Here is a 22,168-nt window from a genome sequence, read left to right as displayed (position 1 = left end):
GGACCGGGACCGAGCGGAGCAGGAACAAGCCTCTCCGCCCGCGCCCTCGAACAGAGCCTGCAACAACCATGACCGCCTTCAAATCCGACTTTCTGCGCACCCTCAGCGAGCGCGGGTTCATTCACCAGACCTCCGACGAGACCGGTCTCGATGAACTGTTCAGGAACGAGACGGTCACCGCCTATATCGGCTTCGACCCGACGGCACCCAGCCTGCACGCAGGCGGGCTGATCCAGATCATGATGCTGCACTGGATGCAGCAGACCGGCCACCGGCCGATCGCGCTCATGGGCGGCGGCACCGGCATGATCGGCGATCCTTCCTTCAAGGACGAGGCGCGCAAGCTGATGACGCCCGAAACGATCGCCGACAACATCGCCGGCATCAGGAAGGTGTTTTCGAACTACCTCACCTTCGGCGACGGCCCGAAGGACGCGCTGATGGTCAACAATGCCGACTGGCTGCTCGGCATCAACTATGTCGAGTTCCTGCGCGATGTCGGCCGCCATTTCTCGGTCAACCGCATGCTGTCCTTCGATTCGGTGAAGCTGCGGCTGGACCGCGAGCAATCGCTGTCCTTCCTCGAATTCAACTACATGATCCTGCAGGCCTACGACTATGTCGAGCTGAACAGGCGCTACGGCTGCCGGCTCCAGATGGGCGGTTCCGACCAGTGGGGCAACATCATCAACGGCATCGATCTCGGCCACCGCATGGGAACACCCCAGCTCTTCGCCCTGACCTCGCCGCTGCTGACCACCGCGTCCGGCGCCAAGATGGGCAAGAGTGCCGAGGGCGCCGTGTGGCTCAATCCGGACCTGCTCGGCGCCTATGATTTCTGGCAGTACTGGCGCAACACCGAGGATGCCGATGTCGAGCGCTTCCTGAAGCTCTACACCGTTCTGCCGCTGGACGAAATCGCCCGGCTGGGCGCGCTCGAGGGCGCGGAGATGAACGAGGCCAAGAAGATCCTCGCGACCGAGGTCACCGCCATGCTGCACGGCCGCGCCGCCGCCGAGGAAGCGGCCGAAACGGCCCGCAAGACCTTCGAGGAAGGCGCGTTCACCGACACGCTTCCGACGGTCGAGGTGGAGCGCGCGTCGCTTGAGGCGGGCATTGGCATCCTGTCGCTGTTCGTCACCGCCGGCCTTGCCGCATCCAATGGCGAGGCCCGCCGCCACATCAAGGGCGGCGCGGTGCGTCTCAACGACCGGCCGGTCAGCGACGATCGCCAGACAGTCGGCGTGCCGGACGTGACGGATGACGGCGTCGTCAAGCTCTCGCTCGGCAAGAAGAAGCACGTCCTGCTGCGCCCCGTCTGACCGCCCGCCGGCGTTCAGCGAAACTCGAAGATCTGCCTGAAAATGCCCGGCGCGATGGCCGAGATCGGATTGACCTCCAGTTCCGGCCGTTCCAGCTTGCCGAACAGCCGGTAGGTGATGCCGATCAGGCCCCGGTCGCGGCCATTGCCGAGAATCCCGCCGAACAGCGGGATTTCGCCGAAGATGCGATTGAGACCGTAAAGCGGCATGAAGGTGCCGGTGATCGAGATGTTGTCTTTCGCGTCGAAAAGCGTGCCCTGAAACGTGGTGCCGATGAGCGGCCCGCGCAGCACGCCATCGCGCAGTTCAAGGCTGCCCATCCCCTTGCGGATATTGGCGAAGCCGCGTTCGAAGTGGACGCGCATGGCATCCACGGTCCCTGCCTCGCCCTCGGTCTCGCCCGCGGCGACCAGGGAGCGCAGACGCGGTTCGTTGACGACGAAGAACTCCTGCGCGGCGATGGTGCCGGTAAGCGCTCCCGAACGGTCCTCCTGCAGGGCGACGCGCATCTGGCCGCCCTCCATGTTCGGGTAGAAATCGATGAAACGCATGACGGCGCCGGCATCCGAAGAACGGGCGTCGATGCCGCCCTTGCCGCGCGACAGTGTCAGGCTGCCGCCATTGCGGGTCGTCGCCTTTGCTTCGAGCGTGCCGGCGTTGCGTCCGTCGTCAGCGTAACGCAGCGTTACATCCCGCAACGTCTCGCCATCGAACCCCGACAAACGGGCAAGCCGCGCATCGAGCGTGATCGCGGTCGCGTCGCCGCCTTCGCCAGCGCCGCCGGCAACCTTGCTTGTGTCGAGATAGCGCTTGATCACGGAGCGCGCGTCGAGCGCCGCCCCGCGAACGGAGATCGCATAGCCGTTTGCCGCACGCTCGATCGTCGCGGAGAAATCGTCGCCGCGGTTGAGGCGCGCGTTTTCGAAGCGGGCGCTGGCGAGAGCGCCCTTGCGGAGCGTCAGAAGGCCCTGCACGCCGAAGGTTGCGCCCTTCAGGACGAAGTCGCGCAACGTCGTCCCATCCTCTTCTTCGTCGAGGATGAAGGACGCCGTGGCCGGGATCCCCCTGCCCTTGCTCCAGTTCAGCCACGGCAACGCCAGCGTGGCCCCGTCGAGCTTGACGGAGATCTTCTTCCGCCCTCCCTCGAGCACCGCGTAGCTCACCTCCGTCGGGCCGGCAAGAATATCGTCCAGACCGGGCAACAGGCGCCGGCGGGCCTTGTCGTCGAAGGTCATCACGATGTCGCGCACCCGCGGCTCGTCCGACCCGCCGAGCGGCTCCACCACCTGCATCTTCGCGGGAATGCCATTCAGGTTCGCCGTTGCGGAAATCTCCGCGCGTTCCGGTTCGATCAGAACGCGTCCCTTGGCGTTGGCAACGGCCTGCCCGTCGATGGGCTTGTTGATCGTCAGGTCGTCGTAGTCGAGCGCGACGCGCCAGCGCAGCATGTCGCGCGGTATCCCGTCGCTGAGCGGTATGTCCGCCGAGACATGGCCCGTCACCTGTCCGGAGACGTCGTCGGGCGCGAGATCGATGACATCCGACACGTCGATCGGCTCGTAGGATGCGAGCTCGACGACGCCGGGCGCCTCGCCTTTCAGGTCGATCTCCAGCTTGCCGATGCGCGGGCGGATATGCGCGTCGCGGATCGTCAGCGTCCCGTCATGCGCGGCGACGCTGCGTCCGCTCGGCATGTAGATCGTTCCCGACCCGATCGAGATGTCGACGTCCGCCCCCTGGAAGCGGATCGTTCCCTCGGCGTCGCGGACCGGCGGGATGCGACCGGCCACATCGAAGCGGGCACTGGCGACGCTGAACTCTCCGCTGACCTCCTCATTGTTCAGCGGGTTGCCGTCACCGAGCCGGCCGGGCGGAACGCGCAGCCTGAGATTGCCTTCCTCGACCCTGCCGCCGAACAGATTGCTGAGCACCCAGTTGCGGGCTCCGGGCGCGGCGAACCACGGCCAGAACTGCTTAACCTCGCTGGTCGGCAAGCCGCTCGCATAAACGGCGAGCGACAGGCCGGGAGACTTCCCGGCCTCCAGCGTCACCGCCGCGCTCGCCGATATCTGGCCGGAGGCGGTCACGATGCGGATGGCGTCGGCGACAATGCGTCCGGCATCCGGTTCGATGCGCCCCTCTATGCGGGCCCCGAAAGGAACCTGGGCTTCGGGCGAATCCTGCGGCGCAACGCTCGCCTCCCGGCTCGTCAGGTCGAAGCGATAGCCCTCGGCGTCATCCTGCTGGGCAACGGCGCCCACGAACGAGAAAACCGAACGGCCGACCGACAAATCGGCCTGGCGGATGGCGATGACGTCCGCCCCCGAATCGATGCTCGCCTCGATCCGACCGGTCGCCGACAGGACGCCATCCTCGCCGAGATCGACAGCCGCGTCCTCGAAACGCATGTCCAGCGCGAGCTGCCCGACGCCGATCTGTGTTTCCGCGCCCGTAAGCGCAACGCTCAGCGCACCGATCAGGCTGGTTTCGCCGGAGAGCTCCGCCTCGGCGGGTTTCAATACCCCGAGCACCCCGCCCTGCTGCAGGCCGATTTCGGTCGAGAACGCCTTGATCGGCCCGTCCTTGACCGGACGCAGCGCCTGGCCGGACAGGGAGACGACCCGTGTGCCGACCGTCGCGCTGCCGCTGAACTCCAGCTTGCCGGCCGGCGCCAGGGACGCCCGGAGATCGAACCGCACGGGGTCCTTTGCCTCATCATCCGGCACGAACGCCACGTCGCGCAGCGTGATGAAGCGCGTTCCCGTCCGCGCGCTCAACGCGTAGGCCGTTCGCAACCCGTCGAAGACTTCCTGCCGAAGGGCATCCGGCGCGACCGTGTGGTTCCAGGGGGCCTTTTCCGTTCCCCGCGACGTCGCGGCGGCAAGCTGCCCGATCTGGACACGCGCGCCGACGATTTCGGCGCTGCCGATCTCGATGCGCCCGCCCAGAAGCGGCAGAAGCTTGAAGCCGAAGCGCAGCTTGTCGGCATCGATGAGGCTGTCGCCGGTGCCCGCGCGGCTGAGATGCAGATTGCTGACTTCCAGCGCCACAAGGCTCCTGTCGCTCAGGACGAGACGCAGGGCATCCATCTCGGTGCGGACTTCGAACCCGGCCAGCGCCGTCAGCGCACGTTCCGCCTCGGCCCGCAGCCGTTCCTGGCCGATCGCGCCCGCACCGATGAACTGGACGGCGACGGCCAGGAGGACGATCAGGGTACCCACGCCGACAATGACGGCCATCGAACGGCGCAGCCAGCGCAGATAGATGGAACGGCGCAGCATGTTTCGCGCGCGTCCCTCGGACGACGGATAAGTTTCTAGGGCCGCTATGTCTCCGCGCCGGAACCGCACCTTTCTGTGATGAGCGCCTTGTCGATCCACACCCGTTCCATTCAATCCACAGCAGCCATGGACGAATCCATGGGCATCATTATATCTCTCCCCCCAATCGCCTATCCACCAACAGGGGAAAGAAAATGACCGAACCCGTCAAAGGAAGCGAAGCACCTGACTTTGCCCTGCCGCGCGATGGCGGCGGTGAACTGAAACTGTCCGACCTGCGCGGCAAGCCGGTCGTCCTCTTTTTCTACCCCAAGGACGACACCAGCGGCTGCACCGCCGAGGCGATCGATTTCTCCGCGCTGAGGCCGGAATTCGAGAAGCATGGCGCCGTCGTGCTCGGCATGTCCCCCGACAGCCCGAAAAGCCATGACAAGTTCAAGGCCAAGCATGAACTCACCGTCGACCTGGTCTCCGACCAGGAGAAGGAAACCCTCCAGGCCTACGGCGTCTGGGTGGAGAAAAGCATGTATGGGCGCAAATATATGGGCGTCGAGCGCTCAACCTTCCTGATCGACGCCACGGGGCGAATCGCCGAGGTCTGGCGCAAGGTGAAGGTGCCGGGCCATGCGCAGGCGGTCCTCGATGCCACTGCAGCGCTCGGCAAGTCCGGCTGAGCGCCATTATTTGCAGGAATGGCCCAGCCTGTCGCATCAAGACTGCTGTTCGCGAAAATCTTTATTAACCCTAACCAAGTGTAATCAGCCCCGAACTCTGCTCCTCTCAACAGAAGCTTGGGCATTTGATGAACTTGCAGCAAACAGCGGTCTTCGGCAGGCGCAAGGAACCCCACACGATCATCATCGCGCGGGGCGATGAGATCCGCCATTTCACCATCAGGCCCTGGCTCGCGGCGACTCTGGGATCGGCGCTCGCCGCGCTGGCGATCGGTTATCTGCTGGCGACGACCTATTTGGTCCTGCGCGACGACCTGATCGGCGGCGCCATGGCGCGTCAGGCCCGCATGCAGCAGGCCTATGAGGACCGCATTTCGGCGCTGCGCGCCCAGGTCGACAGGATCACCAGCCGGCAGCTTCTCGACCAGCAGTTCATGCAGGAGAAGGTCGGCGAACTGATCGCCAGGCAGGACCAGCTGACCGAACGGCAGAGCCGCCTCGCGCCGGTTCTGGAGCGTTTTGGCGGCGGCGGTGCGGGCAAGGCTCCGCCGACGCCCTCGCCACGGCCGCAGGTCAAGGCCGAGGCGCCGGTTCTCGATCCCACCGCCACCGGAAGCATCGGCGCATCGGCCTTCGCCGCCGCCCCCGGCAGAAACGTGCCCTGGCCGCTGCGCGCGCAGACCAGCGGCGGCGCCGAAGCCCAGTCCGCCGCCGACCGGGCCGATCAGCTTTTCGTAAAACTCAACCGGGCGCTCAAGTCGATCGAGAACGAGCAGATCGACAACGTCAAGTCGCTGGCGGAAAACGCCTATGAAACCGCCGGCGCCATCGCCGAGGCGCTGGAGGGCGCGGGCATCACGGTCGCGGCGAGCTATGGCGAACAGGATGTCGGCGGTCCCCTGGTCGTGTCCACCGGAGCGCAGATGTTCGAGGACGAAGTGCGCGAACTCGACGATGCGCTGACGCAGCTTGGCGAAGTCAAGCGCCAGGCGCTGCGGATGCCGATCGCAAATCCCGCGCCCGGCACCCAGGTATCGAGCAGCTTCGGCACGCGGCGCGACCCGTTTCTCGGCCGCCTCGCGCATCACTCGGGCATAGACTTTCGCGCGCCGCGCGGAACCTCCGTCCGGGCGACCGGTGCCGGCCGGGTCGTCAAGGCCGGCTGGAATGGTGGTTACGGCCGCATGGTCGAGATCGACCACGGCAACGGCCTGACCAGCCGCTACGCCCATATGAGCAAGATCCTGGTCCAGGAAGGACAGGACGTGACCTCAGGCACCCCGGTCGGCAAGGTTGGCTCCAGCGGCCGCTCGACGGGGCCGCATCTTCACTATGAAGTCCGCAAGTCGGGCGCCGCGGTGAACCCGACCCGTTTCCTGACCGCCGGCAGGAAGGTCGCGCAATATCTGAAGAACGGCGGCTCCTGACCGGCAAGGCGGAAGACCTGCCGCGGATCGCTCAGGCCAGATCCTCGACTTCCGGCGCATCGCCATGGACGCGCTGCGAGAGCGAGGCTTCCATGAACGGGTCGAGCGCTCCGTCAAGCACATCCTGAGGGCTGGTGCTCTCGACGCCCGTGCGCAGATCCTTCACCAGCTGGTAGGGCTGCAGCACGTAGGAGCGGATCTGATGCCCCCAGCCGATATCGGTCTTGGCGGCCTCGGTGGCGCTCGCCGCGTCTTCGCGCTTCTTCAGCTCGTGCTCGTACAGGCGGGCGCGCAGCATGTCCCAGGCGGTCGCCCGGTTCTTGTGCTGCGAGCGTTCCTTCTGGCACTGCACGACGATGTTCGTCGGAATATGCGTGATGCGCACCGCCGAATCCGTCGTGTTGACGTGCTGTCCGCCCGCACCTGACGCCCGATAGGTGTCGATGCGCACCTCGGAATCGGGAATGTCGATCTCGATCGTCTCGTCGATGACCGGATAGACCCAGGCGCTGGAGAACGACGTGTGGCGCCGCGCATTGCTGTCGAAGGGCGAGATGCGTACCAGCCGGTGCACGCCCGATTCCGTCTTCAGCCAGCCATACGCGTTGCGGCCCTTGACGAGCAGGGTCGCCGACTTGATGCCGGCTTCTTCCCCGTCATGCAGTTCCAGGACCTCGACCTTCATGCCGCGACGCTCGGCCCAGCGGGTGTACATGCGCAGAAGCATCTGCGCCCAGTCCTGGCTTTCCGTGCCTCCGGCTCCGGCATGCACTTCCAGATAGGCGTCATTGCCGTCGGCCTCGCCGGAGAGCAGGGTCTCCACCTGGCGGGCAGCGACCTCGTCGCGCAACGCCTTCAGCGCCGCCTCGGCCTCGGAAACGACGCTCTCGTCGCCTTCTTCCTCGCCAAGCTCGATCAGGCCCGTATTGTCCTCGACCGCGGCGGTCAGCGACCGAACGCCGCTGATGCTCTCATCCAGCGTCTGTCGCTCGCGCATCAGCTTCTGAGCCTCCTGCGGATCGTTCCACAGGTCGGCTTCCTCGGCGCGCGCGTTGAGATAGTCGAGTCGTTTTACCGCAGCATCCCAGTCAAAGATGCCTCCTCAGCAGGCTTATGGCCTGCTTGATTTCGTCGACAAGATTTTCGGTTTCCGCACGCATGGCAGATCAACACCCCGGATGGATTGGCGAGAGCATCGGACCGAAAAATGGAATCCAGTTTGCGGTTATTCCGATGCTCCGTTGATGGTTTGGATCGTCCCTTGTGCGTCCGGAGGGACGCCCGGCGATCCAGGTCGGCTTTTGCCCTGAATCGCAGCGGAACATATGGAGCATGCCCGCCCGTGTAAAGCCGGCATGCCGTCTGATACCCAGGTCGTTCAATAAAGACCGCCGGCGCCCGAGTTCACGGCCCGATTGGCCTGCGGCGAGATCGTCTTGATCCGCCCCGCACCCTCGAGGTCTTCCATGCCGATCACCCAGTAGCTGTCGGCTGGCCCCGTTCCCGGCTTGAAGGCTTCCATGATCACGCCCGGCTGGCCCGCCTGCGCGTGCATGCCGGTCTTGCGATCGATGGGGATGAGCTTCATGCCTTCTGGCACCTGGAAGTCGACGGGACGCATCTCCTTCAGCGCCGAAGCCATGAATTCCTTGAAGATCGGCGCGGCCAAGCCGCCGCCCGTGGAGCCGCGTCCCATCGGCGTGGGCGTGTCGTATCCCATGAACACGCCGACCACGAGGTCGGGCGTGTAGCCCATGAACCAGGCGTCCTTCTCGTCATTGGTGGTTCCGGTCTTGCCGGCGATCGGTCGGCCGAGTTCGGCGACCGTCACCGCCGTGCCGCGCTGCACCACGCCCTGCATCATCGAGGTGATCTGATAGGCCGTCATCGGGTCGAGCACCTGCTCGCGATCGTTGATCACCTCCGGCTCGGCCTGGCCGTTCCACTCTGTCGCCACGCAGCCGTCGCATTCGCGCCGGTCGTGCTTGTAGACGGTCTTGCCGTAGCGGTCCTGGATGCGGTCGATCAGCGAGGGAACGATCTGCTTGCCGCCATTGGCCATCACCGCATAGGCCGAAACCATGCGCATGACGGTGGTCTCGCCCGAACCCAGCGACATGGCGAGCACCGGAAGCATCTTGTCGTAGATGCCGAAATGCTCCGCATAGTCGGCGACCAGCGTCATGCCCATGTCCTTGGCCAGCCGCACGGTCATCAGGTTTCGCGACCGCTCGATGCCGGCGCGCAGCGTGGAGGGGCCGGCGGATTTCCCGCCATAGTTCTTGGGCTCCCAGACGTCGTTCCCGACCTGGATCGAGATCGGCGCGTCGAGCACCACGGATGCCGGCGTATAGCCATTGTCGAGCGCCGCGGCATAGACGATCGGCTTGAAGGCAGAGCCGGGCTGGCGATAGGCCTGCGTCGCGCGGTTGAACTGGGACCCGGCATAGGAAAAGCCGCCGACCATGGCCAGGACACGCCCGGTATGCGGGTCCATCGCCACCAGCGCGCCCTCGATCTGCGGCACCTGGCGCAGCTCCCAGGACCGTTCGGTATCGGGCTTCTTCTGCACGAACACCACATCGCCCGGCTTCAGCACCTCCGAAGGCGCGCCGGCCTTGACGCGCTTGCCATCGACCACGTGGCGCATCGCCCACTGCATGTCGTCGACGGCGATGGTGCCGGTCTCGCGCGTCTCGGCGAGCGCGCCGGACACTTCCCGCTCCGGCTGCAGGCCGATCGACACCATGCCATCCTCGGCGCCGAGGACGACCGCCAGCTGCCATTCCGGCACGTCGCTCAGGCCCTCGACCTCGCCGAGAGGCGCGCCCCAGTCGCCCGAGATGTCGATCTGGGTGACGGGCCCGCGGAACCCGCGCAGCGTATCGTAGCGCAGCAATCCGTTCTGGAGCGCCTTGCGTGCATGGAGCTGCAGCTTGGGATCAAGCGTGGTGCGCACCGACAGGCCGCCCTCGTAGAGCGCGTCCTCGCCATAGCGCGAGATGATGTCGCGGCGGACTTCCTCGGTAAAATATTCGCCGGCGAACAGGTAGCCGCCACGGCGCCGCGGGCTGACGTCGAGCCCGGTCGCCTTGGCTTTCGCGCCTTCCTCGGCGCTCGCATAGCCGTTGGCCACCATCTGGTCGATCACCCAGTCGCGCCGCTCGATCGCCCGCTCCGTGTTGCGGAACGGATGATAGTTGGACGGTCCCTTCGGCAAGGCGGCGAGATAAGCGGCCTCGGCCAGCGTCAGCTCGTTGACCGACTTGTCGTAATAGGTCAGCGCAGCCCCGGCGATGCCGTAGGAGCCGAGACCGAAGAAGATCTCGTTCAGATAGAGTTCGAGAATGCGATCCTTCGAATAGGCCTGCTCGATGCGGAAAGACAGAATCATCTCCTTGATCTTCCGCTGTATCGTCTGATCCGAGGTCAGCAGAAAGTTCTTCGCCACCTGCTGGGTGATCGTCGATGCGCCGACCGGCCGGCGACCCGAACCCACATTGCGCACATTGGTCACGACGGCACGCACCAGGCCCGTCACGTCGACGCCGGGATGCGTGTAGAAATTCTTGTCTTCTGCCGAGAGGAACGCCGCCTTGATGCGGTCCGGAATGGCCTGGATCGGCAGATACAGGCGCCGTTCGCGCGCAAACTCGGCCATCAGCTCGCCATCGGCGGCGTGGACACGGGTGGTTACCGGTGGTTCGTACTTTGCGAGAACCTCGTAGTCAGGCAGATCCTTGGTCAGATCGCCGACATAGATCGCGAGGCCTGCCGCCACGAGCAAGGCGAGCACGATGCCGACGCCAAAAAAGTAACCGATCAGACGTATCATGCCCGCTCCAATTCGGGTCCCAGGCAACGCCGCCTTACAAGGCGCGTATGGCGCGGAGCCCCTTCTTCAAATCCCAACGGAGCATCTTTAAGGATGCACCGAACCGCCCTTCAGTCTGCCCCGGCATATCCGAGACGGAGCCACGGCCCAATGAACGGGGCGGCGTCATCTCCGTCACGGCCCGGAACGACCGCCCGGAACAACCGACCTCATGCCGGCGATTCCGGCACCCGTCGGATCATCGCGTTCTGCCTCAGGCTTGTGGGCAAAATGCGGCGAATGAATCACCGTCGGGGGCGCGCCGGCATTAAACCATGTCCCGTTGCGCGCTTGCAACGCCGCCGGTTGCGCGACCACCCGATTTCAACCGCCCTGCCCGGACTTCGCCCTGGCGAAATAGCCGATCGCGGTCACGATTGCACCCATGGTCTTCGTGCGCCACTCGGGATCGCGCAGCTGCGCCTCGTCGCCCGGATTGGACAGATAGCCGAGCTCCAGCAAAACGGAAGGGATGTCCGGCGCGCGCAGGACGCGGAAGCCGGCATAGCGATGCGGATTCTTCACCATCTGCATCGTGTCGGACAGTTCGCCGACCAGCGTTCGCGCAAAACGGATGGAGAAAGCGTGCGTCTCGCGCCGAATCAGGTCGACAAGGATGTCCTCGACCTCGTCCTGCGCCTCGTCATCGACCATCCCGGCGATCTCGTCCGACAGGTTCTCGCGGGCCGCAGTCGCCGCCGCCTCCGCATCCGAGGCCTTGTCGGACACCGTATAAACCGTCGCGCCGCGCACGGCGCGGACACCGATCGCGTCGGCGTGGATCGAGACGAACAGATCCGCGCCCTTCTCCCGGGCGATCCTGACCCGCTCGTCGAGGCGCAGGAAACGGTCGGTTTCCCGGGTCAGAACGACGTCGTAGAGCCCCGCTTCCTCGAGTTTCTTCGCGAGTTCCAGGGCGAAGATCAGGGTGATCGTCTTCTCGACCGTGCCGTTCATGCCGCGCGCGCCGCCATCGGCTCCGCCATGTCCGGCGTCCAGCGCCACCGTGAACCGCTGCGCCGGCGGGGTCACGGCGTCCCCGGGCGCGGTGGCCGGACTGGCGAGGCCCGCCCGCAGCGCCGCATCGAAATCGGCGCTGGAACTCGCGCGCAGTTCGAGGATCAGGCGAAAACCATCCGAATTCTCATTCTTGATGACCTCCGCCGTCTCGACGGCGAACGGGCCGACCGTTTCGAACAGCAAGCGGGCGCGGTCTTCTCCGAGCACCCCGTACTGCACGCCCGCGACCAGCCCGCGCGGTGCCAGTTCGCGGGGATCGAAGGAAAACTCTGTCGCCGGCAGATCGACGACGAGGCGGCTCGGATCGCGCAGGAGGAACCAGTTCAGCGTCGGCTTCCGGTCGAAATGCACGACGATGCGCGTGTACTGCTGGTCGCCCGCCATCTTGTAGTCGCGCGCCTTCAGCGCCTGTTCCGTCGCCAGTGCATGGCCGACGGCGAGAAGGAACAGTCCGAGAAATGCGGCAGCGTGGATGATCGGTCGGCGCAAAACCGTTTGTCTCCGGTGCGTCAGGCGGTGCGAGGTCGAATCAGGAACCATGGAATCGAATGATGATGGCGAATTTACCTTCGAATCAGCGGGGTAGGCTCCCGCTTTCATGCCTCCGGCACGCGTTGCACGCAAACGGGCGACGCGCCCGCAACCCGCTGCCGGAGCGGCAAGTGCTTTCAGGCGTGATGGAAATCAGGGTTGCCAATGCAATTGTCAAATCATAAAAGCACTTTTGAATCATCGCGCCATCCGTCCTTGGCTTGAGTCTCTGTTGACAATCGACGATGGATTACGGGGCACGTCATTTCTGCCGCCGCAAGCAAGCACGGGCGTTGATTCAGAAGAAATTTTCAGGGGCTCCCGGACAATGGTAGCTCCGACTTGAAGAAACGGCCGGACCTCGAACGTCCGCGCCGGCTCACTGTGAGCAAAAGCTGGCCCGCTGCTCGGGCCTTGGTTGAAACGGTTCTGCCGGGCGATTTAATGGCTTCAGGCGCGATTGGTAAAAGATCCGGACTAACATGCACCGCATCGACGGTGCCCCGGCGTTCTTTCGCGCGGCCATCAGCGCAGGCGAACCTCCAATTATCCGGCACAGACTGTCAGAACGGCTTGCGGCGACGCCCGCGGGCTGCAGCCCGACAATCGTCCGCTGCCGGGGAGACAAGAATTTATGCCGAACAAAATGCTGATAGATGCCTCCCATCCGGAGGAAACGAGAGTCGTCGTACTTCGCGGTAACCGCATTGAAGAGTTCGATTTCGAATCGCAGGACAAGAAGCAGCTTCGAGGAAACATCTACCTGGCGCGCGTGACGCGCGTCGAACCCTCGCTCCAGGCGGCTTTCGTCGAGTATGGCGGCAACAGGCACGGTTTCCTGGCCTTTAGCGAAATCCATCCCGACTACTACCAGATCCCGGTAGCCGACCGGCAGGCTCTGCTCCAGGCGGAGGCGGCCGAGGCCAGGGCGGAAGAGGAAGCCGAGGACGACGAGCCGCGTTCCTCCCAGAAAGGCGGCCGCAAGCGCCGGCGCGCCAGCACGAAGCAGTCCGCGAAGAAGGCTGAGGCTGCCGACGACGCAGCACTGCAGGATCAGGCGGGCGACGAAGGCGACGAGGACAAGGCACCCGCCATGGCGGCCGAGGCCGCTTCCGAAAGCGTTTCCGAAGAACCCCGCTCCGCCCGCGACGGCGAGGACGACAATGGCGAGGACGATGTCGACACGGTCGGCGCCGAGGATGCGCTGGACGAGGCGCAGAACCGCCGCCGCCCTGCCCGCAAGAACTACAAGATCCAGGAAGTCATCAAGCGCCGCCAGATCCTGCTGGTCCAGGTGGTGAAGGAGGAGCGCGGCAACAAGGGCGCCGCGCTGACCACCTATCTGTCGCTCGCCGGACGCTACTCCGTCCTGATGCCGAACACGGCGCGCGGCGGCGGCATTTCGCGCAAGATCACCAATGTCCAGGACCGCAAGCGGTTGAAGGACGTGGTGCGCCATCTCGACGTTCCGGAAGGCATGGGCGTGATCCTGCGCACTGCCGGTGCCAACCGCACCAAGGTCGAGGTCAAGCGCGACTACGACTATCTGATGCGGCTCTGGGAAAAGGTCCGCTCGCTGACGCTGGAATCGATCGCACCTTCGCTGGTCTATGAGGAAGGCAGCCTCATCAAGCGCTCGGTGCGCGATCTCTACAACAAGGATATCGACGAGATCCTGGTCTCCGGCGAGGACGGCTATCGCGAGGCCAAGGATTTCATGCGCATGCTCATGCCGAGCCATGCAAAGTCGGTGCAGCCCTACCGCGAGGTCACGCCGATCTTCGCCGGCAGCGGCATCGAAGCCCAGCTCGACCGCATGCTGCAGCCGCAGGTGACGCTGAAGTCCGGCGGCTACATCATCATCAACCAGACCGAAGCGCTGGTGGCGATCGACGTCAACTCGGGCCGCTCGACGAAGGAACACTCGATCGAGGACACTGCGCTGCAGACCAATCTGGAGGCTGCCGAGGAGGTCGCCCGCCAGCTGCGCCTGCGCGACATGGCCGGCCTGATCGTCATCGACTTCATCGACATGGAGGAGAACCGCAACAACCGTGCGGTCGAGAAACGCCTCAAGGATTGCCTGAAGAACGATCGCGCCCGCATCCAGGTCGGACGGATCTCGCATTTCGGACTGCTGGAGATGTCGCGCCAGCGCATCCGCGCCAGCGTTCTGGAAAGCACGATGCAGCCCTGCCCCCATTGCGGCGGCACTGGCCATATCCGTTCCGAATCCTCGGTCGCGCTCTATGTCGCCCGCTCCATCGAGGAATATCTTCTCAAGGACGCGCGCAACGACATCGCCGTGCGCACGCCGACCTCCACCGCGCTCTACCTGCTGAACCACAAGCGCGCCAACCTGGTCGAGATGGAAGGCCGCTTCGGCGTTTCCATCACGGTCGAGGCGGACGACGCGGTCGGCGTCCAGCATTTCGCCATCGTCAAGCAGCAGCTGGCCGACAAGTCGGCGCACACCCAGCCTGTGCCTGCTCCGGCGCTCCTCGTCGATGACGAGGAGGAAGCGGAAGCCGATGCGGCTGCGGTTGCGGCTGCAGGGACAGGCGAGAATGAGGACGGGGAAACCCGCAAGCGCCGGCGCAAGCGCAAGCGCCGCGGCGGCCGCAACCGCAATGGCGGCGGCGAGCACGCATCGACATCCGGCGAGGAGATCGAGGCGCAGCCCGAGAGTGACGGCGACGAGCAGCCTGCTCAGGAGACCGGAACGGCATCCTCCACCGGCGAGGACGGCGGCGAACGCAAGAAGCGGCATCGCGGGCGTCGCGGCGGCCGACGCAACCGCCGCGACGAGCAGGCGGCGGATGCCGAGTCGACTGAAACGGTCTCGGCCGAAGGCGACACGGATGCCGACGGCGCGGAGGACGCTGTTTCGACGCCGGCGCCCGAAGCCGTTGCGACGGAACAGGACGCCCCGGCGGATGGCACCGTAGCGGAGAGCGTCGCGGCCGACACAGTGGCCGAGGACGCGCCTGCATCCGGCCCTGCAGCGGAAGACGAAGCGCCGGCCAAGAAGCCGCGCCGTCGCACGCGCAAGAGCGCCGCGAAGAGCGAGGACGCCGCGGCAGAGGACAAGGCGGCCGCCGAACCGGTCGTCGCTGACGAGGCATCGGAAGGCGCCGAAGCCGCAGCGGAACCCGCTGCCGAGCCCGAGGTGACCGAGGCGGAGAAGCCGAAGCGCCGGGCGCCGGCAAAGCGCAAGACGACAAAGGCCAAGGAAGTCGCCGCGAGCGCTGAACCGGTGGTGGTCTCGTCCTCGCCCGAGGGCGCCGAGGATGCCGCCCCGCGCAAGACCGGCTGGTGGCAGCGCAAGGGTTTCTTCTGAGCCTCGAACGTCCACACGCGTATCTGATTGACCTGAAAGCCGGCGCCCCGCGCCGGCTTTCTTGCATCCGCTGCGGCCAAAAGCCCCTTTCCGGCATCGATCAAAACTAGCTGATCAGGCCGGACCGGCCTTTCCATTGCCGTTTTGCTCGGCTACCAGTTTTGATCATGTTTGAGAAACCGACCATGCTTCGAAGCATCATGCCGCGTTTTGCGGCACTTTTTCTGGCGGCCGTGCATCTGCTCGTCTTCTCCGTCCCGCCCGCAACGGCCCAGCAGGGCATTCCCGTGGTGCGCGACGCCGAGATCGAGGCCCTGATCTCCGAATATGCCCGGCCGATCCTCAAGGCTGCCGGACTGTCCCGCTCGGGGATCGACATCATTCTCGTCAACAACCGGGGCTTCAACGCTTTCGTCGCCGGCCGGCGCATCTTCATCCACACCGGCGCACTGATGGAGGCGGAAACCCCCAACGAGATCATCGGCGTCATCGCCCATGAGGCAGGGCACATCGCCGGCGGACACCAGGAACGCCTGCGCCAGCAGATCCAGCGGGCGCAGACCATGGCCATCGTGGCGGCGCTGATCGGCATCGGTGCCGGCGTCGCCGGCGCCGCCTCCAAATCGGGCGAGCTGGCGCAGGCCGGTGTCGGCATGGCCGCCGGCGGCGCAGAAGTCGCGCGGCGCGGCCTGCTCGGCTACCAGCGTTCCGAGGAAGCGACGGCCGACCGCACGGCGATCGACTATCTCAATGCGACCGGCCAGTCGGCCCGCGGCATGCTGACGACCTTCGAACGGCTGGCCGGCGGACTGGCCCTCGCCGGGGTCAATGTCGATCCCTACCAGATCAGCCATCCCATGCCGCGGGAGCGGATCGCCAACCTGCAGGAGCTGGCGCGCAACAGCCGTCACTTCGATCGCAAGGATCCGCCCGAACTGCAGTTGCGCCATGATTTCATGCGCGCCAAGATCGCTGCCTATACCCAGGGCGCGGCTGCCGCGGCCCGTCTGTTCCGCAGCGACCCGAACGGACTGGCCGCCCGCTACGGCGATGCCATCTCGACCTATCTGACCGGCAATCCGGCCGCCGCCCTGAAGAAGGCCGACGCCCTCGCCGCGAAGCTGCCGCGCAACCCCTATCTCCAGGAACTGCGCGGCGACATCCTAATCAAGGCGAACAGGCCGCAGGAGGCCGCCAACGCCTACGCCAAGGCGATCGTGCTGGCTCCGGGCACACCGGGCCTTCTGCAGGTCGGCTACGGCCAGGCACTGATGGCGACCGGCAAGCCGGATCTGGTTCGCAAGGCCGCATCGGAGCTGCAGACGGGCCTGTCGCGCGAACCCGAATTTGCCAACGGCTACCGCTATCTGGCGCAGGCCTACGGGCAGCTGGGCGATGTGGCTTCCGCCGAGCTTGCCACTGCGGAGGGACATTTCCATTCCGGGCATTATCGTGACGCCAAACTGTTTGCGCTTCGCTCGCAGAAGCGGCTGAAACCGGGATCGCCGGGCTGGCTGCGGGCTCAGGACATCATCCAGTACAAGCAACCTCGCTGACAGCGCCGGTGAACCATTCCCACTGCTGAAGACACCCAGTCTCGAACCCCGCACCCGAAATGAAATTGGAACCTGCCATGAGATTTCCCAAACCCGCCGGCGCAGCGCTCGCAGCCTCCGTCCTGCTGATGTCCTCCCTCACGGGCGTAACCCAGGCGGCCGACGGCGTCGACAAGGCCGCCGTGGAGAAGGTCGTCCGCGAGTACCTGCTCGCCAATCCCGAGATCATGCTCGAAGTGCAGTCCGCGCTCGAGAAGAAGCAGCGCGAGCAGCAGGAGATGGCGCAGCGCGACGTGCTCGACAAAGCCAGCGACGCCATCTTCAACAGCAAGCATGACGGCGTCATCGGCAATCCCGAGGCCGCCATCACCGTGGTCGAGTTCTTCGACTACAATTGCGGCTACTGCAAACGCGCCCTCGGGGACATGCAGGCGCTGGTCGAGGACAATCCCGACGTTCGCTTCGTTCTCAAGGAATTCCCGATCCTGTCGCCCCAGTCGCGCGAGGCGCATGTGGTGTCGGCCGCCGTCCATGCAATCGCTCCCGAGAAATACGCGGAGTTCCACGAAGCGCTTCTGGGCAGCGACACGCGCGCCGACGGCGACGTGGCCGTGAAGATCGCCACCGGTCTCGGCATCGACGAGACCGCCCTGCGCGCCGGAATGGAGGATCCGCAGATCCAGCAGGTCTTCGCCGAAACCTACGACCTGGCGAATCAGCTCGCCGTCAGTGGGACGCCGGCCTATGTCATCGGCAAGGAAGTCGTGTTCGGTGCGCTCGGCAAGGACGTGCTCCAGGAAAAGATCGAGACGGCCCGCGCCTGCCTCGACAAGGCCTGCTGAGGCGACTGCCGAGGCAATCGCGCGCCGGAAATGCCTTTGCGGGCCGCAAAACCCCGTTGTGGACAGAAAAAGAAGCCCCTTGCGATCTTTGCGGCACGGTCTAAGCCCTCTATAGAGGAGCGGACGACCGGGCCGCACTGGGCCACAGTTGGGCCGCATCCGCGGTCCAGGGGATATTGATGACAAAAACAGTCTTCGTCCTGAATGGACCCAACCTGAACGCGCTGGGCAAGCGGGAACCGGGCATCTACGGCGCCCAGACCCTCGCCACCATCGAGAGCGACTGTGCGGAGAAGGCAAGCGCGCTTGGGTTCGACCTGGTCTTCCGGCAGTCCAATCACGAGGGGGACCTCGTCGACTGGATTCACGAGGCCGGCGAGAAGGCCGTCGGCGTCGTCATCAATCCCGGCGCTTACGGCCATACCTCGATCGCCTTGCACGACGCGGTGCTTGCCGTCCGTCCGCTGCCGGTGGTCGAAGTGCATATTTCCAACATTCACGCGCGCGAAGCCTTCCGCCATGTCTCGATGATCGCACCGGCGGCGACAGGCATGATTTGCGGTTTGGGCGCATTCGGTTATGTACTCGCCCTGGATGCGCTCGCGGCGCGCGTGCAGGCTTGAGAAAAATCAGGACAGAACACATGTCGACAAAGAAAACCGGGGTCGATCAGCAACTCATTCGCGAGCTTGCGGCGATCTTGAACGAGACCCATCTGACCGAGATCGAGGTCGAGCAGGACGATCTGCGCATCCGCGTGAGCAAGCAGGCGCCCGCCGCGGTTCAGGCCTATGCGCCCGCCGCGCCGCAGCCTGCCGCGCCGGCCCCCGTTGCCGCCACCTCCGCGCCGGAGGAAAAGCCGGCCGCCAGTTCGAAGAATGCCGTGCCCTCGCCCATGGTCGGAACCGCCTACCGCTCCCCAGCTCCCGGCGCCAATTCTTTCATCGAGGTCGGCCAGGCGGTCAAGGAAGGCCAGACGCTGCTGATCATCGAAGCCATGAAGACCATGAACCAGATTCCGGCGCCCCGCTCCGGCACCGTCACGGCGATCCTGTTCGAGGACGCGCAGCCGGTCGAGTATGGCGAGCCGCTGGTGGTGATCGAGTAGTCCGGGACAGCCGCATATGTTTCACAAGATCCTCATCGCCAACCGCGGCGAAATCGCACTCAGGGTGCTGCGTGCCGCCAAGGAACTCGGCATCCAGACCGTTGCCGTGCACTCCACGGCCGATGCCGACGCGATGCATGTGCGGCTGGCCGACGAGAGCGTCTGCATCGGGCCGCCGCCCTCGCGCGATAGCTATCTGAACATCCACCAGATTCTTGCCGCCTGCGAGATCACGGGCGCCGACGCCATCCATCCGGGCTACGGCTTCCTGTCGGAGAACGCCAAGTTCGCCGACATCCTCGCCGCCCACAACATCACCTTCATCGGCCCCTCGGCCGATCACATCCGCATCATGGGCGACAAGATCACGGCCAAGAAGACGGTCAAGGATCTCGGCATTCCCGTGGTTCCCGGCTCCGACGGCGCGGTCACCGACGACAAGGAAGCCAAGCGCATCGCCGCCGACATCGGCTACCCCGTCCTGATCAAGGCGTCTGCCGGCGGCGGCGGGCGCGGCATGAAGGTGGCGCGCAGCGAAGCCGACCTTTCCGAGGCGCTCTCCACCGCCAGGGCGGAGGCCGGCGCGGCCTTCGGCGACGACGCCGTCTATATCGAGAAATACCTCGAAAAACCCCGCCATATCGAAATCCAGGTGATGGGCGACGGCGCCGGCAAGGCGATCCATCTGGGCGAACGCGACTGCTCGCTGCAGCGGCGCCACCAGAAGGTCTGGGAAGAGGCCAATTCGCCCGCCCTCAATGTCGAGCAGCGCGCGCAGATCGGTGCGACCGTCTCCAAGGCGATAGCCGATCTCGGCTATTCGGGCGCCGGCACGATCGAGTTCCTCTACGAGAACGGCGAGTTCTATTTCATCGAGATGAACACGCGTCTGCAGGTGGAGCATCCGGTGACGGAAGCGATCACCGGCATCGATCTGGTGCACGAGCAGATCCGCGTCGCCTCCGGCGGCGGCCTGTCGGCAAGGCAGGAGGATGTGCGCTTCGAAGGTCACGCCATCGAATGCCGGATCAACGCGGAGGACCCGCGCACCTTCACCCCCTCGCCCGGCAAGATCAGCCATTTCCACACGCCGGGCGGTCTCGGCATCCGCGTGGATTCCGGCGTCTATTCCGGCTACCGCATCCCACCCTACTATGACAGCCTGATCGGCAAGCTGATCGTCCACGGCCGCAACCGCGTCGAATGCATGATGCGCCTGCGCCGCGCGCTGGACGAGTTCGTCGTCGACGGCATCAAGACGACCCTGCCGCTGTTCCAGGATCTGGTCGGCAATCCGGACATCGCCAATGGCGACTACGACATCCACTGGCTGGAAAACTATCTGGCGAAGGGTGGCTGACACCCATCGCCGGATCGTTGCCCCGGCCTGACGCTGGCGCTGCAACCATGGCACGACCCTTCGCTCCCGGCTACGCGATCCCGCCCGACCTTCTGCTGCGTGCCTACGCGACGGGCGTGTTCCCCATGGCCGAGCGCGCCGACGACCCCGAGGTCTTCTGGGTGCGCCCGGAGACGCGCGGGATCATTCCCCTCGATCGGTTCCATGTCCCGCGAAGCCTTGCCAAGGCTTTGCGGCGCAATCCTTTCCGGATCGCTTTCGATACGGATTTCGAAGGGGTGATCGCGGGATGTGCCGAAGAGCGTCGGGACAGCCGCGACACATGGATCAACGACCCGATCCGCGACGCCTACGCGCTTCTGTTCGAGAACGGTCATTGCCACACGGTGGAGGCCTGGGCCGGAGCGGAGCTGGTCGGCGGCCTCTACGGAGTCACGCTCGGGCGCGCCTTCTTCGGCGAAAGCATGTTCTCACGCCGGACGGATGCCTCGAAGATCTGTCTGGTCCACCTGGTGGAGCGGCTGCGCGAACGCGGCTTCGTCCTGCTCGACACCCAGTTCACCACGCCGCATCTCAAGCAGTTCGGTGCCGTCGACATTCCACGCGCCCGCTACGAGCAATTGCTGCAGGAGGCGTTGCAGGGCGCGGAAGCGGATTTTACCGACGGGTGAGGATCAGCTCGGGGACGGGGGCGGCACGTCCGAGGACTGCTTGCAGGTTTTCAGCCAGACGTCGTAGACGGGATGCTCCACCGCGTTCAGGCCTGGGCTTTCGGCAAACATCCAGCCGGTGAAGATGCGGCGGATCGCCCGGTCGAGCGTGATCTCGTCCACCTCGACGAATGCGTCGGTTTTCGGTTCTTCCGTCTCCGGCGCGGTGTAGCAGACGCGCGGCGTCACCTGTAAGGCGCCGAACTGCACGGTCTCGTCCATATAGGCGTCGAAGGAAATGATGCGGCCGGTGATCTTGTCGATCCCGGTAAACTCGGCGACCGGGTTCTTCAACCGCTCGGCCTGCGCCGGCAGGACCGCAACGGCGCAAAGCACGCCGGCCACCGCCATGATGCGCGCAGCGCCGTGTCTCTTTCCAGGCATTGGCTTCATGTGTTCGACACCGTCTTTTCCGCACCTCGTCCGGGGGGCGCCAGGCAGTTCTCCCGCCCTGTCCCCAAGCATCGAGCCTGCACGTCCCCCTGGAGACGCATGGCTCACCTATCCCATTGTTTTTCCGCTCATTCGCGGACGCCGGGTGATTCGACCCGACGACAGATGCTATAGTGCTCAATTGTGGCAGGAAAGGCCTGTCCCCTCACCCGCCGGGCGTCCAGGCATCGTAGTCGCCGGTGACCCGCGGGCGGTCCTCATTGGTGACCGCGGACCCCTTCGGCCGATAGGCGGCGGGCGAGCCCGTCAGGTTCGGCAGATGCTGCTTCTGCCATTCGCGCGGGGTATAGTTTTCGTTCACCGGAGCCACGTCGACCCGGTGGTGCAGCCAGCCATGCCAGCCCGGCGGCACGAGCGATGCGTCGGAAATGCCCTGATAGATGACCCAGCGCCGCGTGCGGCCTTCCGAATCCTTGCCGCCTTCATAATAGACGTTGCCGAACTCGTCCTCGCCGACCCGCGTACCCTTGCGCCACGTATGAAACCGCGTGCCCAGGGTCTGGCCGTTCCACCAGGTAAAGAACTGAAGCAGGAACTTCTTCATCGCTTCCTCTGGACCGCTTCATCGCTTCTACGAAACGACGCCCCGCTCCATCTCCTCGTTTTCCGCGTTCATGCGGACGCCGGATGGTTCAACCGGACTGCAAAACGCTCTCGTCGCTCACCGTGA

16 protein-coding genes are annotated in these 22,168 nt (G+C 65.2%); 10 read left to right on the top strand and 6 right to left on the bottom strand.

The features are described 5' to 3' along the window. Nucleotides 1-68 precede the first annotated feature (68 nt). On the top strand, nt 69-1,322 hold the full coding sequence (tyrS, locus tag NA2_RS18765) for a tyrosine--tRNA ligase (RefSeq protein ID WP_008598755.1): 1,254 nt from the start codon (nt 69-71) through the stop codon (nt 1,320-1,322). Between the two features lie 14 nt (nt 1,323-1,336). On the opposite strand, the gene NA2_RS18760 is transcribed toward tyrS, so the two are convergent. Beyond that, nucleotides 1,337-4,603, bottom strand: coding sequence for a YhdP family protein (locus NA2_RS18760; protein WP_008598753.1), 3,267 nt, complete (start codon nt 4,601-4,603; stop codon nt 1,337-1,339). 194 nt (nt 4,604-4,797) lie between these two features. On the opposite strand from NA2_RS18760, the gene NA2_RS18755 reads away from it, so the two are divergent. Together NA2_RS18755 and NA2_RS18750 are read left to right on the top strand one after the other, a co-directional pair. Continuing rightward, a complete protein-coding gene (locus NA2_RS18755) occupies nt 4,798-5,277 on the top strand; it encodes a peroxiredoxin (protein ID WP_008598752.1) in 480 nt (159 codons plus the stop codon). Nucleotides 5,278-5,405: 128 nt separating this feature from the next. Then, complete coding sequence (locus NA2_RS18750; RefSeq protein ID WP_008598751.1) at nt 5,406-6,704, top strand: M23 family metallopeptidase; 1,299 nt, start codon at nt 5,406-5,408, stop codon at nt 6,702-6,704. Nucleotides 6,705-6,735: 31 nt separating this feature from the next. On the opposite strand, the gene prfB is transcribed toward NA2_RS18750, so the two are convergent. The 3 genes from prfB to NA2_RS18735 all read right to left on the bottom strand — a co-directional run bounded on the left by prfB (nt 6,736) and on the right by NA2_RS18735 (nt 12,087). Then, nucleotides 6,736-7,864, bottom strand: a protein-coding gene (gene prfB / locus NA2_RS18745; RefSeq protein ID WP_157188315.1) for a peptide chain release factor 2 whose coding sequence is annotated in 2 segments (ribosomal slippage) — nt 6,736-7,794 and nt 7,796-7,864 — 1,128 coding nt in all. Because the reading frame shifts where the segments join, the coding sequence is not laid out codon by codon here. Nucleotides 7,865-8,082: 218 nt separating this feature from the next. Continuing rightward, nucleotides 8,083-10,539: a penicillin-binding protein 1A gene (locus NA2_RS18740; RefSeq protein ID WP_008598746.1), complete on the bottom strand. Its 2,457-nt coding sequence runs from the start codon at nt 10,537-10,539 to the stop codon at nt 8,083-8,085. Between the two features lie 363 nt (nt 10,540-10,902). After that, nucleotides 10,903-12,087 carry an N-acetylmuramoyl-L-alanine amidase gene (locus NA2_RS18735; protein ID WP_008598744.1) on the bottom strand — a complete coding sequence of 395 codons (1,185 nt, stop codon included), beginning with the start codon at nt 12,085-12,087 and terminating at the stop codon, nt 10,903-10,905. 676 nt (nt 12,088-12,763) lie between these two features. On the opposite strand from NA2_RS18735, the gene NA2_RS18730 reads away from it, so the two are divergent. The 7 genes from NA2_RS18730 (at nt 12,764) to aat (ending at nt 21,006) form a co-directional block, all read left to right on the top strand. Then, nucleotides 12,764-15,469 (top strand): ribonuclease E/G, encoded by a 2,706-nt coding sequence (locus NA2_RS18730; protein WP_008598742.1) that lies wholly within the window; start codon nt 12,764-12,766, stop codon nt 15,467-15,469. 185 nt (nt 15,470-15,654) lie between these two features. Further along, on the top strand, nt 15,655-17,025 hold the full coding sequence (locus NA2_RS18725) for a M48 family metalloprotease (protein ID WP_008598741.1): 1,371 nt from the start codon (nt 15,655-15,657) through the stop codon (nt 17,023-17,025). Between the two features lie 77 nt (nt 17,026-17,102). Then, nucleotides 17,103-17,867 (top strand): DsbA family protein, encoded by a 765-nt coding sequence (locus NA2_RS18720; protein WP_008598739.1) that lies wholly within the window; start codon nt 17,103-17,105, stop codon nt 17,865-17,867. Nucleotides 17,868-18,046: 179 nt separating this feature from the next. Next, complete coding sequence (gene aroQ / locus NA2_RS18715) at nt 18,047-18,490, top strand: type II 3-dehydroquinate dehydratase (protein WP_008598737.1); 444 nt, start codon at nt 18,047-18,049, stop codon at nt 18,488-18,490. Between the two features lie 20 nt (nt 18,491-18,510). Continuing rightward, complete coding sequence (accB, locus tag NA2_RS18710) at nt 18,511-18,975, top strand: acetyl-CoA carboxylase biotin carboxyl carrier protein (protein WP_008598735.1); 465 nt, start codon at nt 18,511-18,513, stop codon at nt 18,973-18,975. A gap of 16 nt (nt 18,976-18,991) precedes the next feature. Beyond that, the gene (gene accC / locus NA2_RS18705) at nt 18,992-20,335 is read left to right on the top strand and encodes an acetyl-CoA carboxylase biotin carboxylase subunit (protein WP_008598733.1); all 1,344 of its coding nucleotides are present in this window, start codon (nt 18,992-18,994) and stop codon (nt 20,333-20,335) included. A 47-nt stretch (nt 20,336-20,382) separates the two neighbouring features. Then, entirely contained in the window at nt 20,383-21,006 is a 624-nt protein-coding gene (gene aat, locus NA2_RS18700; RefSeq protein ID WP_008598732.1) for a leucyl/phenylalanyl-tRNA--protein transferase, read from the top strand. A 3-nt stretch (nt 21,007-21,009) separates the two neighbouring features. On the opposite strand, the gene NA2_RS18695 is transcribed toward aat, so the two are convergent. Both NA2_RS18695 and NA2_RS18690 read right to left on the bottom strand, forming a co-directional pair. Continuing rightward, complete coding sequence (locus NA2_RS18695) at nt 21,010-21,396, bottom strand: DUF2155 domain-containing protein (RefSeq protein ID WP_008598731.1); 387 nt, start codon at nt 21,394-21,396, stop codon at nt 21,010-21,012. Between the two features lie 247 nt (nt 21,397-21,643). Next, nucleotides 21,644-22,042, bottom strand: coding sequence for an NADH:ubiquinone oxidoreductase subunit NDUFA12 (locus tag NA2_RS18690; protein WP_008598730.1), 399 nt, complete (start codon nt 22,040-22,042; stop codon nt 21,644-21,646). Between the last annotated feature and the right edge of the window lie 126 nt (nt 22,043-22,168).

The organism is Nitratireductor pacificus pht-3B (genome assembly GCF_000300335.1).
Classification (GTDB): domain Bacteria; phylum Pseudomonadota; class Alphaproteobacteria; order Rhizobiales; family Rhizobiaceae; genus Nitratireductor; species Nitratireductor pacificus.
This window is presented reverse-complemented; position numbering and strand designations above follow the sequence as displayed.